Source organism: Roseateles noduli (assembly GCF_050626985.1).
GTDB classification, from domain to species: domain Bacteria; phylum Pseudomonadota; class Gammaproteobacteria; order Burkholderiales; family Burkholderiaceae_C; genus Roseateles; species Roseateles noduli_A.
On the sequence record NZ_CP192463.1, the window covers coordinates 5,111,082 to 5,128,980 of the forward strand.

Consider the following 17,899-nt stretch of genomic DNA (forward strand, 5'->3'; position numbering starts at 1 on the left):
GGCCGGCCAGCGCGACGGCTCAGACTTCGATGACGAGGTCCGGCCGGTAGTCCTCCTGCTCGCCCTTGTTGGCGTAGCCCAGCGGATTCGCGACGACGCGGCAGCGATGCGGCACCTCGCCGCGCGGCCCGGACGGCGATTCGACGACGTAGTCGTGGCCGCAATGCAGGTGGCCGTGCAGCCACAGGTCGGCGTAGGGCAGCAGGTCGTCGAGCGAATTGCAGAAACCGGCCGTGCCCGGCGTCAGGCCGTAGCGCGGGTCGGCGCTGCGCAGGGTCGGGGCGTAGTGGGTGACCGCCACCGTCCGGCCGTCGAAAGGCCGCGCGAGCGCTTCGCGCAGCCAGGCCTGGCATTCCAGCGCCAGGTCGCGCTGCCGCTCGGCCAGCATGTGCTGCCCGTCGACCAGCGTCGAGAACCGTCGCAGGTAGTGATTCGCCGCCCGGAAGGCCTTCTCGCGCGCCGCCAACTGCTTGGTCGGCGTCGCCTCGCGCGCGGCCAGCGCGTCGAAGTCCGCCCACAGCGTCGTCCCGAGGAAACGCACGTCGCCGATGACGATCTCCTCGCGGTCCAGCCATTCGATGCCGAGGTCCTCGCAGGTCTGGCGCAGTCGCGCTTGCGCCGTGGGGAAGTCGATGCCGTCGTACTCGTGGTTGCCTGGCACGTAGAGCACGCGAGACCACGGCGCGCCGTCGCGCTTCGGCGAGAAGCGGCCCAGGCCGAAGTCGTCCGTCACCAGCCGCGAGCCGGCCTGGTATGAGCCGACATCGCCGGCCAGCACCAGCAGGTCGACGTCCGGCGCGGCCACGGTCTGGAAGTCGGTCTGGCGCTCGAGATGGAGGTCGGAAATCAGTTGCAGGCGCACGGCGGATCAGCGAAGGGCGGAAAGCGCGATTGTCCAACGTCAAGAACGAAGCAAGCTGCGGCCCGGAAGTGGCTTTCCGGAACCGACCCTGTGCCACACTGCCCGTGGCCGGACGTCGGCCGTCAGTGAGGGACCCCACGATGAAGATCCTCGTCGCCGTCGATGGCAGCACGTACTCGAAGCGCATGCTGGCCTATCTCTCCGCCCACGACGAGTGGCTGGGCGGATCGCATGACTACACCGTGGTGCACGTGGTCCCGGGCGTGCCGCCGCGCGCCGCCGCGGTGCTCGACAAGGCCGTGCTCGCCGAGTATTACGAGGACGAGGCCGAGAAGGTCCTCAAACCGATCCGCACGTTCATGGACAAGCGCGGTATCAAGGCCCAGTACGTCGTCAAGACCGGGCATGCGTCGGAAGCGATCACGGCCGTCGCCGAGAAGGGGCGCTTCGATCTGCTGATGATGGGCTCGCACGGCCACACGGCGCTGGGCAAGCTGGTGCTGGGTTCGGTCGCCACGAAGGTCATGGCCCACAGCGACGTGCCGGTGCTGCTGATCCGCTGATCCGCTGATCCGCGCCCAGGGCCGCATGGGCGGCGTCCCTGGAATGCAAAAGGCGCCCGCGTGGGGCGCCTTGCCGCGTCAGCCGCGCCGGGCGGCCATCCAGGACAGCGGCGACTCGATCGTGGCCGGCGGGGCGGATTCTGACTCCAGCCCGTAGTCGCTGCGCCGGAAGTCGTCGTATTCGCTGTCGTCACCGAAGCTGGCTTCCATCCCGAAGGCGGTGCCCATGTCGGCGGGCTCCGGTTCGTGAGTGCCGGACGAGTTGCGACGGAAAAGGCGCAGGGCGGACGTGATTCGCATGATGGACCTCGTCGGAAAGCACGGGGTGTGACCGCCGCGCGGTGCGATGCTGCGCCGCGCGGTGAAACACAGTTTGCGCGTCTTTGTCTTCAGGCAAATCCCCAGATCGCGGGTGCGCTGGAATCGCGTTCACAAATACACACAGATTGGGGTGTGCCCACCACAGGTGCGGCGAAATAACCACGCGCCCCTCTTAGGTGTGATGCCCCCCTCATTCAGGGGTAACTATGCTCCGGATCTTCCCTAATTCGTGGAAGCCATTGCTTTCTCATGTCTCCACTGATTCACAAATCGATGACCTGGGCAATCGTCAGCAGCGTCGTGCTGACTTCCGCCTGGCTGGCCAATTCCGTGCAGGACAAGCACGAGCGCGGCGGTTACCGGCTGCGTCTGGCCGAGCAGCGCGCCACGCCCGCATCGGCCGCGCCGACCGTGGTCCCCGCGCATCTGAAGGCGCAAGTCGAGACCCAGGTGCAGGTCGCGTCGCTCAAGCGCTGATCAAGGCGCCCCGGGCACCCCGGGCCAGCGCTTCTCCGATCTGGTCCAGCAACGCCGGAGGCGCACCGCCTTCCGGCGCTGAGGCCTGTCCGGCTTTCCCGATTTTCCCAGCTCTCGCGACGTCGGCGACGCTGGCGACGCCCGCCGCGCCGGCGGCGGTCTCCCCGCCAAGCTTCCACTGGTGCCAGTACAGGGCGACCTCCACCTGCACCTCCGGGCGCAAGGCCACCAGTTCCCCGCTCGCGAGCAGCGGCCGGACCTGCAGCTCCGGCGCGACGCCCACCCCCCAGCCCATCCGCACCGCGTTCACGTAGCCCTCGCTGGACGGCAAGTATCTGGCGTTCAGCCGCGCCGAGCGCAGCCCCATCGCCTGGCGGACCCACTGCTGCTGGGCGTCGTCCTTGCGGTTGAAGACCAGGAACGGCACCTGCGCGAAGTTGGCCGCCCCCAGGCCGTCGGGCAGCACCCGCGCGACGAAGTCGGGGCTGGCGACGGCGATGTAGCGCATCACGCCCAGCGGCTGGGCGATGCACCCGCGCAGGGCCTGGGGCACGGTCGTGACGCAGCCCAGCACCTCGCCCTGACGCAGCCAGTCATGGGTGAAGTCCTGGTCGTCGACGACCAGCTCCAGCCCGAATCCCTCCCGCATGCCGCGCTGGACCAGCGGGTCGAGCGCCGGGAGCACCCAGGTCGCCAGGCTGTCGGCATTCACCGCGATCGGCAGCCGCTCGGCCTGGGCCGCCTGCACGCCCAGTTCCCGGACGACGTCGGCGCGCAGCGCCGCCAGCTGGCGCGCATAACGCAGCAGGCGCTTGCCGGGCTCGGTGAGCCGCAACGGCCGGGAGCGCACGACCAGCAGCTGTCCGACCTGCGCTTCCAGACTGCGCAGCCGCTGCGAGACGGCGCTCTGCGTGATGGCCAGCGTCTCTGCCGCCCGTTCGAAGCTGCGTTCGTCGGCCAGCGCGGCAAGGCAATCCAGGCCGGCGGCGTCCAGGTCTTTCATAAGTGTTCCTAATGGAGACGCTGAGATATTAATCCCGCTTCATGAAAGCGGGTGTGCTCCCGACAATCCCGGCGAACCGTTCCTTCGGACGGGTGGCAACGCTCGCCCCGACACCTTCTTCCCCCCGCCCCGTTTCAACCGGATCCCTCCGATGTCATCGTTCAGCGCAGCCCTGTTGCAAGGCTGGCTCACCGGAGCCGGCCTGATCGTCGCCATCGGCGCGCAGAACGCGCTCGTGCTGCGGCAGGGCCTGATGCGCCAGCACGTGGCGCCGGTGGTGGTGGTGTGCGCGCTGTCGGACATGCTCCTGATCTGGCTGGGCGTGTTCGGGCTGGGCCGGCTGATCGCCGCCAGCCCGCTGCTGATGGAAGCCTTCCGCTGGGGTGGGGCCGCCTTCCTGCTGGCCTACGGCGCGAAGGCGGCGCTGCGCGCGCTGTCCCCCCGGGCCGGTCTGCAGGCGCAGGCGGGCAGTGCCTCGCTGTCGACGGTGCTGGGCAGCACGCTGGCGATGACGTATCTGAACCCGCATGTCTACCTGGACACGGTGGTGCTGCTGGGCACCGTCGGTGCGCAGCAGCCGGCGGGCCTGCAATTGCCGTTCGCGGCGGGCGCCTCGGTGGCGTCCTGGATGTGGTTCTCGCTGCTGGGCTTCGGCGCGGCGGCGGTGGCGCCGGCGTTGCGCCGGCCGGCGGTCTGGCGCAGCATCGATGCCTTGATCGCCGTCGTGATGGCCGTGCTGGGACTGCAGCTGATCCTGCGCCCGCTGGCCTGAAGCATGCATGTCCAACGCTGAACCGCAGCAGAACCACAAGTTCACCTGGAGCTCTCCATGAAGGTCATCGTCCTCGGCGCCGGCATCATCGGCATCCACACCGCCTGGTACCTGCTGGACCAGGGTCACGATGTCGTCGTCGTCGACCGCCAGCCCGATGCGGCGCTGGAAACCAGCTTCGCCAACGGCGCGCAGATCTCGGTCTGCTTCTGCGAGCCCTGGGCCAACGCCGGGGCGCCCTTCAAGGTCGCGAAATGGCTGTTGAAGGACGACGCGCCGCTGCTGTTCCGCCCGCGGCTGGATCCGGCGCAATGGCGCTGGGGCCTGTCCTTCCTGGGCCAGTGCACGACGGCCGCGTTCGAGCGCAACGTCGAGCAGCTCGTGCGCCTGGGCCGCTACAGCCATGAGTCGCTGCAATCGCTCGTTGCGGAAACGGGCATCGAGTACAACCGCCTGCAGAAGGGCATCCTGCACTTCTTCGGCAGCGAAGCCGACTTCGAGGCCGGCGTGCAGGGCGCCGAGATCATGCGCCGCCACGGCGTCGACCGTCGCGTGCTGAGCCGCGACGAAGTCCTGGCGATCGAGCCCGCGCTGCGCTCGGCCCAGCATGCGGTGTTCGGCGGCACCTACACGCCGAGCGACGAATCCGGCGACGCGCGCGTCTTCACGCAGGCGCTGGCGAAGCTGGCCGAGAAGCGCGGCGCGCAGTTCCTGTGGAACCACGACATCGTGACCCTGCAGTCGCAAGGCGGTGCGCAGGGGACCGAGATCGCGGGCGTGCAGATCCAGTCGCGTGAGACCGGCCAGACGCAATGGCTCAAGGGCGATGCCTACGTCGTGGCGCTGGCGTCGTACGCGCCGGCCCTGACGAAGTCCCTGGGCGAGCACCTCAACATCTATCCGGCCAAGGGCTACTCGGCCACGCTGCGGCTGAAGAAGCCGGAGCAGGCCAGCACCGTGAGCCTGCTGGACGACGCGCGCAAGATCGCGATCTCGCGCCTGGGGGACTTCGTCCGCATCGCCGGCACCGCCGAACTGGTGGGCCTGGACACGAGCCTGGACAGCCCGACCTCCAAGGTGCGTTGCGAGTCGCTGGTGCGTCGCTATGAAGAGCTGTTCCCCGGCGTCGCCGACCTGTCCGAGCCCAACTTCTGGACCGGCCTGCGCCCGAGCACGCCGACCAACGTGCCCTACATCGGCCGCAGTCAGAAGGCGTCCAACCTGTGGATCAACGCCGGCCACGGCACGCTGGGCTGGACGCACGGCGCCGGCTCCGGCCGCGCGCTGGCGGAACTGATGAGCGGCAAGCGGCCCGAACTGGACTTCGGCTTCTATGGCGACGCGTTGCCCGCCCAGGCCGTGCGGAGCCTGCAGCCCGCCTGATCCGGCGGAACCCCTCCCGGCGTCATCGGAGCGCCGGAGCCCCGAAACCAGGGCGCGGCTAGAATCCGCGCCCTTTTCGCATTTCCGCCGCGCCGCCATGTCCTCTCTGCTTTCCGACCTGCCGCGCGATTTCTGCGCCATCGACTTCGGCACCTCCAACTCGGCGGTCGCCGTGCCCGACATCGAACGCCCCGGCGCGATGCGCCTGGTGCCGCTCGAAGGCGGCAACGTGACCATGCCGACGGCGGTCTTCTACTTCGCCGAGGGGCGCCACGACGCCGACGGCCCGCCGCGCGCCTTCGGCCGCGCGGCGATGAACGCCTACGTCGAGGGCGTCGACGGCCGGCTGATGCGCTCGATGAAGAGCATCCTCGGCACCAGCCTGATCGACCAGGTCACCGACGTCGGCGGCGGCCGCGGCGTGAAGTACATCGACATGCTCAGCGGCTACCTGAAGCGCCTGCGCAAGCAGGCCGGCCTGTCCGATGCGCAGGGCCACGAACCGCGTCGTGTCGTGCTCGGCCGGCCGGTCTACTTCGTCGACGGCGAGCCTGAGCGCGATGCCGCGGCGCAGGCCTCGCTGGCCGCCGCCGCGCGGGCGGTGGGTTTCGAGGACGTGCACTTCCAGTTCGAGCCGATCGCGGCGGCGTTCGACTTCGAGCAGCAGGCCGACCGCGAGCAGCTCGTGCTGGTGGCCGACATCGGCGGCGGCACCTCCGACTTCTCGCTGGTGCGCGTCGGCCCCGACCGCGCGAAGCGGCTGGATCGCCGTGACGACATCCTCGCCAACCACGGCGTGCACATCGCCGGCACGGACTTCGACCGCCACATCGAGCTGACCGGCATCCTGCGTGAATTCGGCTATCGCGCGCTCGGCCCCGCCAAGCCCGGCCAGACGCCGCGCGAGGTGCCCAGCGGCGTCTACTTCGACCTCGCGACCTGGCACCTGATCAACACCTGCTACAGCCCGCAGCGCGTGCTGGAGCTGCGCAACATGAAGGGCTTCTACGGCGATCCGCGCCATCACCAGCGACTGATGACGGTGCTGGACGAGCGGCTCGGCCACGAGCTCGCCAATCGCGCGGAAGACGCCAAGATCGAGGTCGCCGGCGGCGGTGACTGCACGATCGACCTGCAGCTGATCGAGTCCGGCCTGACGGTGCCGCTCTCGGAAGCCGTGGCGCTGGATGCGCTGCGCGGCGACATCGAGCGCATCGCGCAGGCCGGCCGCGAGACGGTCGAGCGCGCGGGGCTGAAGCCGTCTGACATCGACGCGCTGTACTTCACCGGCGGCTCGACCGGCCTGACCGTGCTGGCCGACCGCATCGCGGCGGACTACCCCGACGCCAAGACGGTGCGCGGCGACCGTTTCGCGTCGGTCGCGACCGGATTGGGCCTGCATGCGGCGCGTCTGTTCGCTGCGTGATGCGGACGTGAGGCCCGGAGCCTGAAACCTCGGGATCACCCGGGGGGCTGACGTCGGACATCGGGGGAGGGCGCTGCTAGATTGCCGCCTTCCTCTGCTTCACGGTGCCGACACATGCCCAAGCCTCGCGCCTCGTCGTTGATCCCGCTGACCCTGTCCCTGTCCGCCGCGTTCGGCGGTTTCTCCGCGATCGCGGCGCCGGCGGACGAGGCCGCGTCGACCTCGGCCCTGACCTCCGCCGCGTCGCTGGCGCAGATCTACCAGCAGCCGTCCGAGGCGATCCGCGCGGTGCTCGACGCGAAGGCCTTGCCGGTCTTCCAGGTCTCGCCGGACCAGCGCACGCTGGCGATCGTCGTCAACCGCAAGTCGCGCGCGATCGCCGAGCTCGCGCGGCCGGTGCTGCGTCAGGCCGGCCTGCGCTACGACCCGGCGACCGACAGCCCGCAGCTGATCACCACGATCGAATCGCTGTCGCTGCGCCCGCTCCAGAACGGCGCGGACGGCGTCGCGCGTCCCGTCGTGCTGCCCGCGGGCGGCGCCTTCCATCACCTGCGTTTCTCGCCGGACGGCAAGCGCTTCCTGCTGAACCGGCGCACCGACACGGCCGTCGAGCTGTGGGTCGGCGACGTCGCGACCGGCAAGCTCAAGGCCGTGCCCAAGCTCAAGCTGCACACGATGCTCGAGAACGACGTCGTGTGGCTCAACGATCATGAGCTCGTCACGCTGACGGTGCCCGCCAGGCGCGGTCCGGCGCCGACCTTCGCCGCGCCGTCGGGTCCGGCTATCCAGGAATCCATCGCACGCAACTCGCCCGAGCGCACCCAGCAGGACCTGCTGACCAATGCGCAGGAGGCGACCGTCTTCGCGCATCACGCGACCTCGCAGCTGGCGCGCATCGACCTGAACACCGGCGCGGTGCGTCCGGTCGGCGAGCCGGCCCTCTTCAGCCACCTCGAAGCGCTCGGCACGCCGGGTCAGGTCTTGACCATGCGGCTGCTGCCGCCATTCAGCTACCAGGTCGGCTGGGATGACTTCGCCGCGCAGGCCGAGGTCCGCGGCATCGACGGCAAGGTCGCGGCGATCGGCAAGGTGAAGCTGAAGGAAGGCGTGCCGGTCGAAGGCGTGATCACCGGCCCGCGCAACTTCTTCGCCTCCCCTGGCGCTGACGGCGCGGTCTACTGGGTCGAGGCGCTGGACGGCGGCGACAACCGCGCGCAGGTGCCCCATCGGGACCGGCTGATGCGCCTGGATGCGCCCTACACCGGCGAGGCGCGCGAAGTGCATCGCGTCCCGCAGCGGCTGTCGCGGCTCGAGTTCCTCGAGGGCGGCAAGCAGGCCTTGGTGCAGGACTTCGACCTGACGAAGATGCGCACGTCGACGGAGCTCGTCACGACGGACGGCACGTCGCCGGCGCAGCGGCTGGTCGAGCGCTCGGTGCGCGACCGCTACCGCGACCCGGGCACGCCGGTGCATCGCATGCAGCCGACGGGACGCGCGGTGGTGCGCCTGGACGGCGATGCGATCTGGTACTTCGGCACGGGCGCGAGCCCGGAGGGTGACAAGCCCTTCATCGACCGGCTCGTGCTCGCGGACAACAAGAAGACGCGCGTGTTCCAGTCCGGCGCCGAGGCCAACGGCGGCGACAGCGCGCACTACGAGCGCCCGCTGGCCGTGCTCGACGCTGAAGGCGCGCGTGTCCTCACCGTGCGTGAGAGCGTCAGCGAGCCCGGCAACGTGATGCTGCGCGGCGGTGCCGCGCTCGCGACGGCGCAGGCGCTGACGGCGGTGAAGGACCCGTCGCCGCAGCTGCGCGACATCCAGCGCGAGTTCGTCCGCTTCAAGCGCGCGGACGGCGTCGAGCTGTCGTTCTGGCTCTACAAGCCGCCGGGCTACCAGGCCGGCGAGCGTCGCCCGACGTTTGTCTGGGCCTATCCGCTGGAGTACACGGACGCGTCGACGGCGGGTCAGGTGAGCGGCTCCGGCAACCGCTTCAACAGCTTCGCGGCCACCAGCCCGCTGATGCTGCTGCTGGACGGCTACGTGGTGCTGATGGACGCGACGATGCCGGTGGTCGGTGACCCCAAGACGGTCAACGACAGCTTCATCGCGCAGATCACGGCCAACGCGCAGGCGGTCATCGACAAGGCGGTGGAGCTGGGTGTCAGCGACCGCGAGCACATGGTCGTCGGCGGACACAGCTACGGCGCGTTCATGACGGCCAACCTGCTGGCGCACACCCACCTGTTCAAGGCGGGCATCGCGCGCAGCGGCGCGTACAACCGCAGCCTGACGCCGTTCGGCTTCCAGAGCGAACGCCGCACTTACTGGGAGGCGCAGGACGTCTACCAGAAGCTCTCGCCGTTCAACTATGCCGACAAGCTGAAGGAGCCGCTGCTGCTGATCCACGGCGAGGCGGACAACAACTCAGGCACCTTCCCCATCCAGAGCGCGCGGCTGTACCAGGCCCTGGCGGGCACGGGCGGCACGGTGCGCTACGTCACGCTGCCGTTCGAGTCGCACGGTTATTCGGCGCGCGAGTCGGTGGGACACACGCTCTGGGAGATGAGCGAGTGGATGAAGCGCCAGGTCGGACCCGGCGCGGCGATTCCTCAGCGCTGAGCGCCGAAGTCGCACTGCGCTGACGACCTCAGCGCAGTCGACGGGGCGGCGGTCCGCCGCGGCGCGGGCCGCCCGGACCGCCAGGCCCCCCGCGATGGCCGCCTGGCCGTTGCGGTTTGGGTGCGGGCTGCGGCCGGGAGACGTCGGCCAGCAGCAGACTGGCTCGCACCAGGCTCTCGACCGCGTCGTCGAGCTCTTCCGGCGGCTCCAGGCTCTCGATCTCCTCGAGCAGCGCATCCGCGTCCTCGAGGTCCTCGGGATCCAGATGCATGTAGAGCTGGGCGAGCGGTTCGGTGAGTTCGGTCTCGTCCAGGTTCATCAACGCCGGGAACAGATCGGCCGCGAGCGCGAAGCCCGCGACCCAGGGCAGCACGGTCTCGGAGGCGGAGGCGTCCTCGTCGAGTTCGAACACCCACGGATCGAACCACTGGCGATCGGCGATGGCCTGCTTGAGGTCATGCTCGCGACGCTGGACGAGCTGCAGCAGCGGCCGCGCGTCGTAGCGGGCGGGGGCGGGCCGGCCTTCCTCGGAGTCGAGCACCCAGCGCCACCAGTCGGACAGCGGGACTGGCTTGGGTTGCAGGATCACGGCGACGAGGAAGCCGTCGAGCATCGACACGTCGAGCGGTTCCAGCGGCGCGGGGACCTCGTCGAGCAGCGCTTGCAGCTCCTCGAGATCGGCATCGCTCCAGGCCTCGGGCGGCGCACCCGGCGTCGCGGCTGCGGGCGGAGCGGACGGGCCCGGGCCGGCGAATCCCTGTTGCGGTCGCGGACCCCGCGCTGGCGTGCCAGCCTTGGCGGGGCTCCCGGAAGTCTTGGGAGCGGGCCGGCGAGGCGCGGACTTGTTGGGGTGCTTGGGCGCGGTCATGGGTGGCGATTATCCGGGTGGGCCTGCCACGGCAGGTCAGTCACATGGCTTCTGTTCGCCACCGCACAAAAGTCATGGTGCGAACAAGGCGGCAGTGCGCAGTTTTCCGTAATGCGGAGTCGCTCTTACACCTGCTGACCATTTTTCGCATGTATCCCACCTTGAGGGGATGCCGCATGCTCAGGGTTCGCCCTAGAGTGCATCTACGCCCTCCAACGGCGCGGCCCGCAAGGCCCCGATGGACGGCACCGATCCCAACGACGTCCTTTCTAGGACTTGCAACGCCCGGTCAGCTCTGCTGGTCGGGCGTCCTTTTTTGTGGCGTCCGACGGGCGTCACGGCGCCAAGGCTACGATCCGCCGGCAGAAGAAAACGGGAAGCGGAGAGAGAGGCATGGGATTCGAGTTTCATTGCGCCGGATGCGGCCAGACGCATCATGGGATGCCGGCGCTCGATGCACGGGCGCCGCTCAGCTACTACGTCGTTGCCGAGGCAGAGCGCGAACAGCGTTGCTCCCTGGGCAGTGACGAATGCGTCATCGACGGCGAGTTCTTCTTCGTCCGGGGTTGCCTCGAGATCCCGGTCGAAGGCGAGAGCGATCCGTTCAGTTGGGGCGTGTGGGTCTCGCTGAGCCGGGCGAGTTTCGAGCAGTGGCTCGCGTGCTACGAGCAGGAGCAGCGTTCCCATGTCGGCCCCTTCTTCGGATGGCTGAATGCGGCGCTCACGGGCTATCCGGACACGGTGAACCTCAAGACCCACGTGCACCTGCGCGACGGCTTCATCCGCCCGTTCATCGAAGTGGAGCGGACGGATCATCCCTTGGCGGTTGAACAACGCGAGGGCATCACTGCGGCGCGGGTGGCGGAGCTCTATGCCATGGCGGTTCACGGGCATGCACCCAAGGCCGGCACCGATCCGGAAGCGTCGCCGGACCGATGACGACGAACCACTTGCCGTCGATGCAGTTCCTTCCGGCGCATCGGGATGACGCCGATGCTCTGGTGGCCCTGCGCATCGCCGCCATGCGCGAGAGTCTTGAGCGCATCGGCCGCTTCGATCCCCAGCGCGCCCGCGAGCGCTTCCTGTCGAGCTTCGATCCGACGCGCACGCGGCACATCGTCGTCGACGGACATCGCGTCGGCTTCGTCGTCACGACGCCGCAGGCGGAATGGCTGTCGCTCGATCACCTCTACATCGATCCGTCGAGCCAAGGTCGCGGCATCGGCGCCGCGGTGCTGGCGGACGTCTTCGATGAATCGCGGCGGCTCGGCCTGCCGGTGCGGGTCGGAGCGCTGAAGCAGAGCGACTCGAATCGCTTCTACCAGCGGCATGGATTCGAGCTCGTCGACGAAGGCGAGTTCGATTGCTACTACGTGAGGCCTGTCGGCGCCGTCATTGCCTTGAAGACCTGGGACGCGCTCACCGATGTCGAACGGCAGGCCGTCTCAACGCTGTCGGTGACGGCCGAGCAGGTCGAATTCGCCGGCAGCGTCGAGCGCGCCATGCAGACGTGCGACGCCAACGCGGACGGCAACGTGGCAGGCTTGGCCATCATCGAACGTCGGCAGGTCGTCGGCTTCCTGGTCCTGAAGCGAGGCACGAGCCTGCCCGCCTGGGCGCTGGCGTCGGATGCCGTCATCAGCGCCATGCGGATCGACCTCGCGCACCAGGGCAAGGGTTTCGGCACCTTGGCGCTCCGCGCCGTCTTCGATTGGGTCCGGCAGCAATGGCCGGCGTCGACGCGACTGGTGCTCTCGGTCGACGAAGACAACGCGCCCGGGCGTCGCGCGTATGAGAAGGCCGGGTTCGTCGACTCGGGGCTGCGCGAGCAGGGCCGCATCGGGTGGGTGCGGTACATGGCGCGGGCGATCGGATGAAGCCGCCACGACGGACGGCACAACGGCGGCGAGGGTCGGGTCAGCCGTGGTCGCGCCGCGCCGGCTCTTCCCGGTGCAGGGTCACGGCCAAGGTGTCCCGCGGCGGCGACAACGAGATCTGCTTCAGGAGGCGCCCGACCTCGCCACGATGAAACCCGTCGTGGGTCACGACGTGGAACAGCATTTCCTCGCGCGTCATCGCGCCACGATCGCCGTCGGTGAAGGTGAATGCGATGCGCTCGGCCAGTTGCTCGGGCGTGACCGACGCGACGTAGTCCAGGAACCAACGATCAGACGCCGCATGCGCCGCACGCAGCGCCTCCGGCGTCGGCGTCTCGACGGTGTTGCTGGCCGTGTACCCGTGCGGCCGGCCCGTCAGGTGCCCCGTGAAGATCTGGTTGACCACGTAGCAGTGATTCAGGATCCGCAGCGCCGTCTGGCGCTCTTCGGCGTGTCGCTCGGCGTCGGGCGTCTCGAGAACCTGCAGGAACCCGTCATGGGCCCAGGCCTGGTGGCGGAACAGCTTCGACAGGATGGAGACGGTGCTCATGGTCGGTCACTCCTTGGCGGTCGGCCTGCAAAGGGCGTCGGCTGGTCGTCATCTTGGCAGCGACGGGCTCGCCATCCAAACGTCAGCCTCCAGGAGGGGGCGATTAAAGCATCGACATCCCACGGTCGCCTTCACGTCCATGGGCGCCCGACACACGCATCGGTCGCCGCCGTGATCCCTCCGGCTCACGGACCTCATTGGGAACCGACATGGACACGACACTCGACGACGCCGCCGTCGCCGCGCCGCCCGCCACCTCCGGCATCTCCGCGACCTTCCGCGATGCCCGGCATCTGATGGAGGACGTCGCCGCCCGTTGGCGCGACAGCCTCGCTCGGACGGAAACGGACCTCGCCGCGCTGCTGCACCTGAACGAGCGCGCGGAAGCCGAGCGCGACGAGTTGCAGGCGCATCTGGACCGGGCCGCCGCCGACCGCGACGAAGCGCTCTCCCGCGTCGCCGAGCGCGACGCCAGCATCGAACGTCTCACCATCGAGTTGCGCCACGCGCGCGACATCGCCTCGGACGCGCTCGTCGGCAAGGCCAAGGACCAGCTCGCCATCGCGGGCAAGGACGGGCAACTCGCCGACCTCCGCCAGCAGCTGGAGCGCCAGGTCGCGACCTCCGCCGCGGAATCCGACAAGCGCCTCGCCGCCGAGATGGAGCTCGTCGGCGCCACCACCGCCCGTGACAACTTCGCCGCCGAGATCGCCGACCTTCGCGCGCGGCTGGATGCCCTTTCGGGGATTGGCGCCGCGGTCAATACCCCTCGCTCATGACGCCCTTGAGGTGGTCGATCAGCAATCGCACCCCCTGCGGGGTGTGGCTGCTCCACGGGTGGATCGCGTAGATCGCATCACCGAAGAAGCCGACCGCGCGCCAGTCGGGCAGGACCTCGACCAGCCGACCCTCCCGCATCGCATCGCGCGCGCTGAAGTCGGGCAACAGCGCAATGCCCAGCCCCGACAGCGCGCCGTCCCGCAGCACCTCGCTGTTGCTGGCGCGGAAGGGACCCTGGACCGGCACGCGGATGCGCTCGGGCTCCGCGTCGCCCGCGCTGCGTTCGAAGAACCACTGTGCGGGTCCCGGCCGCAGATACGGCAGGCAGCGGTGCTGCGCCAGTTCCGCCGGATGCTGCGGCACGCCGGCCCGCTCCAGATAGGCCGGACTCGCCGTCAGCAGCGCCCGCGACGCGCACAGCTTGAACGCCACATGCGTCTCCGGCGGCGCGCTCGTGTGCCGGATCGCCAGGTCGAAGCCCTCTTGCGCCAGCGGTACCAGCCGGTCCGACAGGTCGAGCTCGATCCGCAACTCCGGATAGCGCTCGAAGAAGGCGGGCAGCGCCGGGGCCACGTGTTGCCTGCCCAGCGCCACCGGCGCCGTGACGCGCAGCAATCCTCGTGGCGCGCCGGCCGCCTCGCGCGCCTCGCTCAGACTGCGGTTCAGCAGGAGGAGGCCCGGCTCCGCCTGCTCGACGAGCCGCAACCCCGCCTCGCTCAGGCGCACCGAGCGCGTCGTGCGCTGCACCAGCTGCTGGTCGAGGTGGCGTTCCAGCTCCGCCACCCGCTGACTGATCGCGGCCTTCGACAGCCCCAGCCGCTGCGCCGCCTTGGTGAAGCTGCCGAGCCGCGCCACCGCGATCAGTGCCTGCAGCTGCGACCACAGCAGCTCATCGCGCGCGTCCCCCCGTATGGACGACGGACCAACACCCTCCGAGGGCGGGCTCGAGAGGGTGGGCGCAGCAGCAGCGGGAGAGCGGGGGGAGGGACGGGTGGCCATGATTGTTCAGTCTATCGAACAATGTGATTGGTGATCTGGGCTAGGCAGGGGAGGGCCTGGTGCCTAGACTCATCCCAACCCCCAAGAAGCAGGAGACCGCCGTGACCTCGTCCGCCCATGCCCCCGCCGCCTTCACCGACAGCGCCGACATCACCCACTTCATCGCTGGTGAGCGAGTCCCGGCGACTTCGGGTCGCAGCCAAGCGGTTTTCAATCCCGCCACGGGCCAGGTCGCCCGCCAGCTCCAGCTCGGCAACGCCGAGGACGTGAACACCGCCGTCGCCGCCGCGCAGGCCGCCTTCCCCGCCTGGGCGGACGCGCCGCCGCTGCGCCGTGCGCGCGTGATGTTCAAGTTCCTCGAGTTGCTGAACCAGCATCGCGACCGCCTCGCCGCGATGATCACCGCCGAGCATGGCAAGGTCTTCACCGACGCGCAGGGCGAGGTGAGCCGCGGCATCGACGTCGTCGAGTTCGCCTGCGGCGTGCCGCAGCTGCTCAAGGGCGACTACACCGAGCAGGTCTCCACCGGCATCGACAACTGGACCACGCGCCAGGCGCTGGGCGTGGTCGCCGGCATCACGCCGTTCAACTTCCCCTTCATGGTCCCGATGTGGATGGCCCCGCTGGCCATCGCCACCGGCAACGCCTTCATCCTCAAGCCCAGCGAGCGCGATCCGTCGCCGAGCCTCGCCGTCGCTGAGCTCTTCAAGCAGGCCGGTCTGCCTGACGGCATCTTCCAGGTCGTGCAGGGCGACAAGCAGGTCGTCGACGCGCTGCTGCATCACCCCGACGTGCGGGCGCTGAGCTTCGTCGGCTCCACGCCGATCGCGCAGTACATCTACGAGACCGGCGCCCGCAACGGCAAGCGCGTGCAGGCGCTCGGCGGCGCGAAGAACCACATGGTCGTCATGCCCGATGCCGACATCGACCAGGCCGTCGACGCGCTGATAGGCGCCGCCTACGGCTCGGCCGGCGAGCGCTGCATGGCGATCTCGGTGGCCGTGCTGGTCGGCGATGTCGCCGACCGCATCGTGCCGCTGCTCGCCGAGCGCGCGAAGGCGCTCAAGATCAAGAACGGCATGGCGCTCGACGCCGAGATGGGGCCGATCGTCACGCGCGAAGCGCGCGATCGCATCGAGGGCTACATCGCCCACGGCGTCGAGGAAGGCGCCACGTTGGTCGTCGATGGCCGCGGCCACCGCGTCGACGGCCTGCCCGACGGCTTCTTCACCGGCGGCACGCTGTTCGACCACGTCCAGCCGTCGATGCGCATCTACAAGGAAGAGATCTTCGGCCCGGTGCTCGCCTGCGTGCGGGTCAAGGATTTCGGCGCGGCGCTGGACCTCGTCAACGCGCACGAGTTCGGCAACGGCGTCGCCTGCTTTACCAGCGACGGCAACGTCGCCCGCGAGTTCGCGCGCCGCGTGCAGGTCGGCATGGTCGGCATCAATGTGCCGATCCCGGTGCCGATGGCCTGGCACGGTTTCGGCGGCTGGAAGAAGAGCCTCTTCGGCGACATGCACGCCTACGGCGAAGAAGGCGTCCGCTTCTACACAAAGCAGAAGAGCGTCATGCAGCGCTGGCCCGCCAGCATCGCCAAGGGCGCCGAGTTCGTGATGCCCACGAGCAAGTAAGCCCCGCAGGGCCAGCAGCCGTCGCATGCCGCCTGATCGGCTAACCTTGCCGGATGTTTCCGCATGGTGCTCCCTCTTCCGTCCCGGTTCCGGCGCCCGCCTTCGACGGCGTTCCGCTGAGCGAGCTGCTTGAGCGCGCGCGCCTCGCGCAGCAGCAGGCGCGGCTCGACGACGGCGTTGCGCTGGCCGATGCGATCTGGGATCGCGCCGAAGCCGAAGGCTTCATCAACGAGCAGGCCGAGGCCGGCAAGCTGCGCAGCTTCTTCCGGCTGCGCATGGGCGATCTGCCCGGCATGCTCGATGTCGGCGAGCGTGCGCTGCGTCTGATGCGTCCGCTGGGCGCGAGCCCCGCGATGTGCGAGCTGCTGCGCTGGATGAGCCTCGCCGCCTGCGAGCTCGGCGCGTACGAACAAGGGCTGGCCTGCGCGCATGAAGCGCTCAAGCTCGCCGGCGAGCTCGGCGACATGCGGCTGCATGCGGTCGCGCTGAACGGCCTCGGCGCCTGCTTCGAGCGCATGGGCGATCCCTGGCAGGCCGAGCGCCTGATGAGCGAGGCCGCGGGCCTGCTCCGCAGCAATGCCACGCCGTTCGAGCAGGTCGTCACGCTGACCAACCTGTGTACGGTCGCGCTTGGCGCCTACCACCTGCAACGCGACGGCGCCGCACCGGCGCAGGCGACGCGCACGCTCGAACGCGCGCTGGAACTCGCCCGCGAGGCGCGCCCGCACTCGCTGCAGCTCGGCGACCGCTACGGCATCGCATTGACCGCGTCCAACTTCGCCGAGGTGCTGCTGCTGATGGGGCGCCTCGACGAGGCCGAGCCGATGCTGATCGAGGCCCGCGACGAATGCGAGCGCGCCGGCTTCCGGCTGCTGGACTGGCGCCTGCGCTGCATGCTCGCCGAGCTGCAGCTCGCGCGCGGACAGGCCCGCATGGCCTGGCAGCAGCTGCAGGTGCTGTGCGCGGAGACCGAGCACGTCGCGACCGCCGAGGCGCCGGCAGCGGCGACGAGTCCCGCGCCGCAGGACGTGCCGCTGTTCCTGCGCGTGCGGCTGCACCAGGCCAGCTATCGGGCCGCGAAGGCGCTCGCGCTGCTCGGGCCGTCGCTGTTCCACCTCGAACAGGCGCGCACGCTGGAGCGTCGGCGCGCGGTCTCGCAGCTGATGGCGCAATCGCAGTACTTCGTCTCGCGCATGGAGGCGGAGTTCGCCACCGACCCGGCGAGCGTCGCCGCGCGCGATGCCGCCGAGTTCAAGGATCCCTTGACCGGCCTGGGCAACCGGCGCTGCCTGGAAACCCGCCTGCCGCCGCTGCTGCGCACGGCGGAGCAGGAGGGGCGTCCGCTGACCGTCGCCCTGATCGACGCCGACGGCTTGCGCAACATCAACGAACGCCACGGCCACGAGATCGGCGACCGTGTGCTGCAGGAACTCGCCGAACTGCTGCGCGAGAACACACGCGGCTCCGATCTGCTGCTGCGATGGAGCGGCGAGGAGTTCCTCGTCGTGTTCCCCGACACCATCGCGGACCGTGGCTTCGAGGTCTGCGAGCGCATCCGCGCCAGCGTCTCCGTGCACCCGTGGCATGAGCTCGCACCGGGCCTGGACGTGACGCTCAGCATGGGCCTGGCGAGCGCGCCGCCCTACGCGACCGACCTGCTCATCGCGCGCGCCAACGCCGCCGTCGAACGCGCCAAGCATCTGGGCCGCAACCGTGTCGCCCTGGCCTGAGCACGGCCGTCGACGAACACACCTGATGCTGCGGA

At 69.6% G+C, this 17,899-nt stretch carries 16 protein-coding genes and 2 pseudogenes; 12 read left to right on the forward strand and 6 right to left on the reverse strand.

All coding sequences use genetic code 11. The features are described from left to right. Nucleotides 1–19: 19 nt before the first annotated feature. The gene (locus tag ACQ4L4_RS22170; protein ID WP_431101009.1) at nt 20–862 is read right to left on the reverse strand and encodes a metallophosphoesterase; all 843 of its coding nucleotides are present in this window, start codon (nt 860–862) and stop codon (nt 20–22) included. Between the two features lie 140 nt (nt 863–1,002). On the opposite strand from ACQ4L4_RS22170, the gene ACQ4L4_RS22175 reads away from it, so the two are divergent. After that, a complete protein-coding gene (locus ACQ4L4_RS22175) occupies nt 1,003–1,425 on the forward strand; it encodes a universal stress protein (protein ID WP_431101010.1) in 423 nt (140 codons plus the stop codon). 78 nt (nt 1,426–1,503) lie between these two features. On the opposite strand, the gene ACQ4L4_RS22180 is transcribed toward ACQ4L4_RS22175, so the two are convergent. After that, nucleotides 1,504–1,725 carry a hypothetical protein gene (locus ACQ4L4_RS22180; RefSeq protein ID WP_431101011.1) on the reverse strand — a complete coding sequence of 74 codons (222 nt, stop codon included), beginning with the start codon at nt 1,723–1,725 and terminating at the stop codon, nt 1,504–1,506. Between the two features lie 294 nt (nt 1,726–2,019). On the opposite strand from ACQ4L4_RS22180, the gene ACQ4L4_RS22185 reads away from it, so the two are divergent. Further along, a complete protein-coding gene (locus ACQ4L4_RS22185; RefSeq protein ID WP_431101012.1) occupies nt 2,020–2,223 on the forward strand; it encodes a hypothetical protein in 204 nt (67 codons plus the stop codon). Here ACQ4L4_RS22185 and ACQ4L4_RS22190 read toward each other — a convergent pair. Then, nucleotides 2,213–3,226 (reverse strand): LysR family transcriptional regulator ArgP, encoded by a 1,014-nt coding sequence (locus tag ACQ4L4_RS22190; protein WP_431101013.1) that lies wholly within the window; start codon nt 3,224–3,226, stop codon nt 2,213–2,215. The two genes, ACQ4L4_RS22185 and ACQ4L4_RS22190, sit on opposite strands and share 11 nt — an antisense overlap. 151 nt (nt 3,227–3,377) lie before the next feature. Here ACQ4L4_RS22190 and ACQ4L4_RS22195 point away from each other — a divergent pair, with 151 nt between their 5' ends. The 4 genes from ACQ4L4_RS22195 to ACQ4L4_RS22210 all read left to right on the forward strand — a co-directional run bounded on the left by ACQ4L4_RS22195 (nt 3,378) and on the right by ACQ4L4_RS22210 (nt 9,426). Beyond that, a complete protein-coding gene (locus tag ACQ4L4_RS22195) occupies nt 3,378–3,998 on the forward strand; it encodes a LysE/ArgO family amino acid transporter (protein ID WP_431101014.1) in 621 nt (206 codons plus the stop codon). A 57-nt stretch (nt 3,999–4,055) separates the two neighbouring features. Further along, nucleotides 4,056–5,381 carry a D-amino acid dehydrogenase gene (locus tag ACQ4L4_RS22200; protein WP_431101015.1) on the forward strand — a complete coding sequence of 442 codons (1,326 nt, stop codon included), beginning with the start codon at nt 4,056–4,058 and terminating at the stop codon, nt 5,379–5,381. A gap of 97 nt (nt 5,382–5,478) precedes the next feature. Beyond that, nucleotides 5,479–6,807: an Hsp70 family protein gene (locus ACQ4L4_RS22205; RefSeq protein ID WP_431101016.1), complete on the forward strand. Its 1,329-nt coding sequence runs from the start codon at nt 5,479–5,481 to the stop codon at nt 6,805–6,807. A 114-nt stretch (nt 6,808–6,921) separates the two neighbouring features. Beyond that, complete coding sequence (locus ACQ4L4_RS22210) at nt 6,922–9,426, forward strand: prolyl oligopeptidase family serine peptidase (RefSeq protein ID WP_431101018.1); 2,505 nt, start codon at nt 6,922–6,924, stop codon at nt 9,424–9,426. Between the two features lie 28 nt (nt 9,427–9,454). On the opposite strand, the gene ACQ4L4_RS22215 is transcribed toward ACQ4L4_RS22210, so the two are convergent. After that, nucleotides 9,455–10,294, reverse strand: a complete 840-nt coding sequence (locus tag ACQ4L4_RS22215; protein ID WP_431101019.1) for a YecA family protein — start codon at nt 10,292–10,294, stop codon at nt 9,455–9,457. Between the two features lie 393 nt (nt 10,295–10,687). Between ACQ4L4_RS22215 and ACQ4L4_RS22220 the strand changes: the two genes are divergently transcribed. The 3 genes and pseudogenes from ACQ4L4_RS22220 to ACQ4L4_RS22230 form a co-directional block, all read left to right on the forward strand. Next, complete coding sequence (locus tag ACQ4L4_RS22220; RefSeq protein WP_431101021.1) at nt 10,688–11,233, forward strand: DUF2199 domain-containing protein; 546 nt, start codon at nt 10,688–10,690, stop codon at nt 11,231–11,233. Further along, nucleotides 11,230–11,682, forward strand: a pseudogene (locus ACQ4L4_RS22225) (GNAT family N-acetyltransferase); the annotation flags it as partial. The gene ACQ4L4_RS22220 and the pseudogene ACQ4L4_RS22225, both read left to right, overlap by 4 nt. A 117-nt stretch (nt 11,683–11,799) precedes the next feature. Beyond that, nucleotides 11,800–12,171 (forward strand): annotated as a pseudogene (locus ACQ4L4_RS22230) (GNAT family N-acetyltransferase); the annotation flags it as partial. Nucleotides 12,172–12,211: 40 nt separating this feature from the next. Here the strand turns inward: ACQ4L4_RS22230 and ACQ4L4_RS22235 are convergent. Then, the gene (locus tag ACQ4L4_RS22235; RefSeq protein WP_431101022.1) at nt 12,212–12,721 is read right to left on the reverse strand and encodes a DinB family protein; all 510 of its coding nucleotides are present in this window, start codon (nt 12,719–12,721) and stop codon (nt 12,212–12,214) included. Between the two features lie 209 nt (nt 12,722–12,930). Between ACQ4L4_RS22235 and ACQ4L4_RS22240 the strand changes: the two genes are divergently transcribed. Beyond that, complete coding sequence (locus tag ACQ4L4_RS22240) at nt 12,931–13,500, forward strand: DNA-binding protein (RefSeq protein WP_431101023.1); 570 nt, start codon at nt 12,931–12,933, stop codon at nt 13,498–13,500. Here ACQ4L4_RS22240 and ACQ4L4_RS22245 read toward each other — a convergent pair. Then, nucleotides 13,481–14,500: a LysR substrate-binding domain-containing protein gene (locus tag ACQ4L4_RS22245; RefSeq protein ID WP_431101024.1), complete on the reverse strand. Its 1,020-nt coding sequence runs from the start codon at nt 14,498–14,500 to the stop codon at nt 13,481–13,483. The two genes, ACQ4L4_RS22240 and ACQ4L4_RS22245, sit on opposite strands and share 20 nt — an antisense overlap. Before the next feature lie 101 nt (nt 14,501–14,601). Here ACQ4L4_RS22245 and ACQ4L4_RS22250 point away from each other — a divergent pair, with 101 nt between their 5' ends. Then, the gene (locus ACQ4L4_RS22250) at nt 14,602–16,134 is read left to right on the forward strand and encodes a CoA-acylating methylmalonate-semialdehyde dehydrogenase (RefSeq protein ID WP_431101025.1); all 1,533 of its coding nucleotides are present in this window, start codon (nt 14,602–14,604) and stop codon (nt 16,132–16,134) included. Between the two features lie 53 nt (nt 16,135–16,187). Next, nucleotides 16,188–17,864: a diguanylate cyclase domain-containing protein gene (locus tag ACQ4L4_RS22255; protein WP_431101026.1), complete on the forward strand. Its 1,677-nt coding sequence runs from the start codon at nt 16,188–16,190 to the stop codon at nt 17,862–17,864. Nucleotides 17,865–17,899 lie beyond the last annotated feature (35 nt).

What these genes read in the sequence shown, in the direction of transcription:
- ACQ4L4_RS22175 (WP_431101010.1), top strand. Translation starts at nt 1,003, where the DNA reads ATGAAGATCCTCGTCGCCGTCGATGGCAGCACGTACTCGAAGCGCATG.
- ACQ4L4_RS22180 (WP_431101011.1), bottom strand. Translation starts at nt 1,725, where the DNA reads ATGCGAATCACGTCCGCCCTGCGCCTTTTCCGTCGCAACTCGTCCGGC.
- ACQ4L4_RS22185 (WP_431101012.1), top strand. Translation starts at nt 2,020, where the DNA reads ATGACCTGGGCAATCGTCAGCAGCGTCGTGCTGACTTCCGCCTGGCTG.
- ACQ4L4_RS22190 (WP_431101013.1), bottom strand. Translation starts at nt 3,226, where the DNA reads ATGAAAGACCTGGACGCCGCCGGCCTGGATTGCCTTGCCGCGCTGGCC.
- ACQ4L4_RS22195 (WP_431101014.1), top strand. Translation starts at nt 3,378, where the DNA reads ATGTCATCGTTCAGCGCAGCCCTGTTGCAAGGCTGGCTCACCGGAGCC.
- ACQ4L4_RS22200 (WP_431101015.1), top strand. Translation starts at nt 4,056, where the DNA reads ATGAAGGTCATCGTCCTCGGCGCCGGCATCATCGGCATCCACACCGCC.
- ACQ4L4_RS22205 (WP_431101016.1), top strand. Translation starts at nt 5,479, where the DNA reads ATGTCCTCTCTGCTTTCCGACCTGCCGCGCGATTTCTGCGCCATCGAC.
- ACQ4L4_RS22210 (WP_431101018.1), top strand. Translation starts at nt 6,922, where the DNA reads ATGCCCAAGCCTCGCGCCTCGTCGTTGATCCCGCTGACCCTGTCCCTG.
- ACQ4L4_RS22215 (WP_431101019.1), bottom strand. Translation starts at nt 10,294, where the DNA reads ATGACCGCGCCCAAGCACCCCAACAAGTCCGCGCCTCGCCGGCCCGCT.
- ACQ4L4_RS22220 (WP_431101021.1), top strand. Translation starts at nt 10,688, where the DNA reads ATGGGATTCGAGTTTCATTGCGCCGGATGCGGCCAGACGCATCATGGG.
- ACQ4L4_RS22235 (WP_431101022.1), bottom strand. Translation starts at nt 12,721, where the DNA reads ATGAGCACCGTCTCCATCCTGTCGAAGCTGTTCCGCCACCAGGCCTGG.
- ACQ4L4_RS22240 (WP_431101023.1), top strand. Translation starts at nt 12,931, where the DNA reads ATGGACACGACACTCGACGACGCCGCCGTCGCCGCGCCGCCCGCCACC.
- ACQ4L4_RS22245 (WP_431101024.1), bottom strand. Translation starts at nt 14,500, where the DNA reads ATGGCCACCCGTCCCTCCCCCCGCTCTCCCGCTGCTGCTGCGCCCACC.
- ACQ4L4_RS22255 (WP_431101026.1), top strand. Translation starts at nt 16,188, where the DNA reads ATGTTTCCGCATGGTGCTCCCTCTTCCGTCCCGGTTCCGGCGCCCGCC.